The organism is Paenibacillus sp. 598K (assembly GCF_003851045.1).
Classification (GTDB): Bacteria; Bacillota; Bacilli; order Paenibacillales; family Paenibacillaceae; genus Paenibacillus_D.
The window spans coordinates 11376-15460 of record NZ_BFBX01000026.1 but is presented as its reverse complement, the minus strand read 5'-3'; the positions used below and the strand labels follow the sequence as shown (position 1 = coordinate 15460).

Annotated in this window: 4 protein-coding genes; all 4 read left to right on the top strand. The window is 58.8% G+C overall.

The genetic code is table 11. The features are described 5' to 3' along the window. A partial coding sequence (locus PA598K_RS36090; RefSeq protein WP_221414119.1) for a hypothetical protein occupies positions 1-253 on the top strand: 253 nt, incomplete at its 5' end. Between the two features lie 290 nt (positions 254-543). Beyond that, the gene (locus tag PA598K_RS09775) at positions 544-1887 is read left to right on the top strand and encodes a cytochrome ubiquinol oxidase subunit I (RefSeq protein ID WP_128656773.1); all 1344 of its coding nucleotides are present in this window, start codon (positions 544-546) and stop codon (positions 1885-1887) included. 7 nt (positions 1888-1894) lie between these two features. Beyond that, positions 1895-2911, top strand: coding sequence for a cytochrome d ubiquinol oxidase subunit II (locus PA598K_RS09770; protein WP_128656772.1), 1017 nt, complete (start codon positions 1895-1897; stop codon positions 2909-2911). A 28-nt stretch (positions 2912-2939) separates the two neighbouring features. Then, positions 2940-4085, top strand: a 1146-nt coding sequence (locus tag PA598K_RS09765) for an ABC transporter ATP-binding protein/permease (protein ID WP_260405338.1), incomplete at its 3' end; no start/stop codon positions are given.

Here is a 4085-nt window from a genome sequence, read left to right as displayed (position 1 = left end):
GGCGCAGGCCTACGGCTGGCAGGCGCGGCGGACTGCTGCCATAGCCTCGGCTGCAAGGGATATCCGGTGGGCGCTGGCCGGGTCCGGACCGATGCTGGTCGAGGTGATGATCACGTCGGCATCGACCGCTCATCCCAAGCTGATGGTCCATCAGCCGTTGGAGAATATGTACCCGGAGCTGCCGGAGGGCGAACTGCGGCGACGGTTGCTGGTCGATCCTGGCCTCAGTCGTCCCCGCGTGGACGGTTCGTGAGGGCACGGACTGTGGATTAGTCAGATCGGCTGGAGAAATAAAGCTGCTAGAGGAGTCGACCAACCAGGTTGGCTCTTTTTTGAATTGTGGTGATAAAAAACGATAAAAATGGGGGATTCGGCACATTGCAGTGATTTATTTCACAAAGTTGTAAGAAAGATATGAATGTTTTTTGGAGCTGTGGGCATTTGTTTTGAGTCATAGGTGGATTTGTTTATACTAAGGATAGACCACATGGGATAGACCACAAGCTATCGGAGTGGAGTATAGACAGGAGAGGAGACGGTGTCGTGGAGATAGATACGGTGTTATGGAGCCGATTGCTTACTGGATTGACCTTGACCTTCCACGTCATCTTCGCTACAGTCGGCGTCGGCGTGCCGCTGATGATCGCGATTGCCGAGTTTGTAGGGATACGCAAGAAAGACCCGCATTACATCCTGATGGCCAAGCGGTGGACGCGCGGCTTCATCATCTCGGTGGCCGTCGGCGTCGTCACCGGTACGGCGATCGCGCTTCAGCTGGCGCTCGTCTGGCCCAACTTTATGCAGCTGGCAGGCAATGTCGTTGCGCTGCCGCTGTTTATGGAAGTGTTCGCATTTTTCTTCGAGGCGATCTTCCTGGGCATTTATCTGTATACCTGGAATCGGTTCAAAAACCCTTACACGCATTGGCTGTTGACGTTTCCGATCGTGCTTGGCGCCGGGATGTCGGCCTTTTTCATTACGACCGTCAACGGCTTCATGAACCAGCCGGAGGGCTTCGTGCTGGAGAACGGCGCGTTCTCTGCGGTCAATCCGGTGGCAGCCATGCTCAACACGGCGACGCCGTCCAAGGTATTCCACGTGCTGACCTCCGCCTATATGACGGGCGCGGCGCTGCTCGCTGCGGTTGCGGCGTATATGATCCTCAAGAAGGGCGCTACCGTCTACTACAAAAAATCGCTTCATCTCATGATGGCCGTCGTGCTCGTATTCAGCTTCCTGACCGTCATCGCCGGCGACGTCTCGGCGAAGTTCCTCGCCAAGCATCAGCCGGAGAAGCTGGCAGCGGCGGAATGGCACTTCGAGACCGAACGAGGCGCAGACTTGCTTGTATTCGGCTGGCTGAATGATGCGATGGAGCCAACCGGCGCGATCCGCATCCCTAACGCGCTCAGCTTCCTCGGCTTCGGAGACTTCAACGCGGAGGTGAAGGGGCTCAATGAGTTCCCTCAGGATGAATGGCCGCCGCTTGTCTCGCACTATCTGTTCGACCTGATGGTCAGCCTTGGCTTCGTCATACTGGGCATCGCTGCGCTGTTCTTCCTGTTGCGCTTCTGGAAGAAGAAGCGGCATCTCTACAACGCCTGGCTGATGCGGGGCATCGTCATCTGCGCGCCGCTTGCCTTCCTTGCTGTCGAGCTGGGCTGGTTCTATGCCGAGGTCGGACGGCAGCCGTGGATTATCCGGGGCTATATGCGCGTCGAGGAGGCCGCGACATCATCGCCTAACGTCGTAGGTTTGTTCTTCGTCTTCCTGGCGCTCTATATCGTCCTCGGCGTCCTGTCGGCAGTCGTGCTGCGGCGACTCTTCCGCAACAACCCGGCCGAGGCGGAGCTGGAGAAAACCATCGAAGCGCAGGGAAGAGGGTGAGAGAGCGATGATTAGTTACGAGCTTGTCGGCATTACGGTACTGTGGATTTTTTTGTACGGCTATCTGGTCGTGGCTTCGGTCGATTTCGGCGCCGGTTTCTTCGCCTTTTACGCCCGGCTGACCAAGCAGGATCATCTGATCAACCGCCTGATCTCCCGCTATCTGTCGCCGGTGTGGGAGATCACGAATGTGTTTTTCGTCTTCTTCTTCGTCGGCATGATCGGCTTTTTCCCGGACACGGCCCATTATTACGGGTCGGCGCTACTCATACCGGGGAGCATCGCCATCATTCTGCTGGCGATCCGCGGCTCCTTTTATGCGTTCGAGAATTATGGGTCCAAGGAGAATATCGTCTACCTGTTCCTCTATGGCGCGACAGGGCTGTTGATTCCGGCCTCGCTGTCGGTTGCGCTGACGCTGTCCGAGGGTGGATTTATCGTCGAGACCGGCAATGTCGTCTCGCTTGAATATTTTACGCTGTTTACGAGTCCGTTATCCTGGAGCATCGTCGCGCTGGCGATCGTCTCGGTGCTGTTCATCAGCTCGGCGTTCCTGACGTTCTATGCGTCCCGGGCCGACGACCAGCCAGCGCTCAAGCTGTTGCGCACCTATGCGCTGTTTTGGAGCACGCCGACGATTATCGCTGCACTGACGGCGTTTATCTTCCTCGGTCAGCACAATCAGCGCCATTTTGACAGTATGATGGATCTGTGGTGGCTGCTTGGCCTCTCCGTTGCGTTCTTCATGGCTGCCGTATGGCTGCTTAATGCCGGAAGACGTTACGGTCTGGCGTTTATTTTCGTCATGCTGCAGTTCCTGTGCGCATTTTTTGCTTACGGAATCGGGCATTACCCGTTTATCCTCGATCCGTTCATCACGATCCAGGAGGGGGCGACGCATGAGTCGATGGGCATCGCGCTCGTCGCGGCCTTCATCGGCGGACTCTGCTTGCTCATCCCGTCGCTGGTGCTCGTGTTCAAGCTGTTCCTGTTCGATGCGGATTATGTCAAGGGCAACAAGTAAAGCCTAACGCTGACAGGAGGGAATCGGTATGAAACGCAAACCAAGCTTGCTCTCTGCTCAAACTGCCGCCCATCGCCGTTCCCTGCTGCTCTCGGCCCTGTGCTCGCTGCTGCTGGGGGCGGCGATTATCGCACAGGCGGCGCTCGTCGCGATGGTCGTCAGCCGGATCTTCGTCGACGAAGCGTCCTATGCCACGGTTGCGGCGCTGCTCGGGGGGCTGGGAGCTGTGATCGCTCTGCGGGCGCTGCTCGGATATATGAACGGTCGCATCGGGCTCGGCATCGCCCGCAGAGCGAAGACGGCGATCCGGCAGACGGTCATCCATAGGCTAACGCGCGCGTCGATCCCGGCCGCGCTCTCTGGCCAGACCGGAGGCAAGGTCAGTCTCGTCATGGACGCCGTCGACGAGTCGGACAGCTACTTTAGCCAGTACTTGCCGCGCATGGCCGAGACGGCGTTGATCCCGCTAATGCTGTTGATCGTCGTCATGACCCAGCATTGGCCCTCCGGCGTGATCATGCTGGTGACCGCGCCATTCATCCCGATCTTCATGATCCTGGTCGGCTTGCGCACCAAGACGCAGTCGGAGGAGAAGTTCGAGCAGCTCTCGCAGTTTTCCGGGGCGTTCCTGGATGCGCTGCAAGGGCTGGTGTCGCTCAAGCTGTACGGCCGCGCCAAAGCGCAGGAGGAGGCGATCGAGCGGAGCAGCCTGGGGTTCCGCGAAGCGACGATGAGTATCCTGCGTATCGCCTTCACCAACACCTTTATGATGGAGCTCGTTGTCATGCTCAGCATCGGCGTCGTCGCGCTAGAGCTGGCGTTCCGGATGTTGATCGCCCAGACGCTGCCGTTCGGCACGGCTTTCTTCATCCTGATGCTCGTCCCCGAGTTCTATAGCGCAATCAAGAATCTAGGCACCGCCTTCCACAGCGGCCGCACGAGCATGGGTGCGGTGAAGAAGGTCGAGGCGTTGCTCGAGGAGACGAAGGAGCGACCTGTTGCGCCAGCGAGCGAACGACTGGCGTGGTCCCGCTCCGTGCCGCCGCGTATTGAACTGCGCGCTGCGGGGTTCCGCTATGAGTCGGGCGGCTTCGAGCTGCGGCCTGCGAGCGTCGTCATCGAGCCCGGCGAGCAGGTGGCGATCGTCGGCGCCAGCGGCGCCGGCAAGACGACG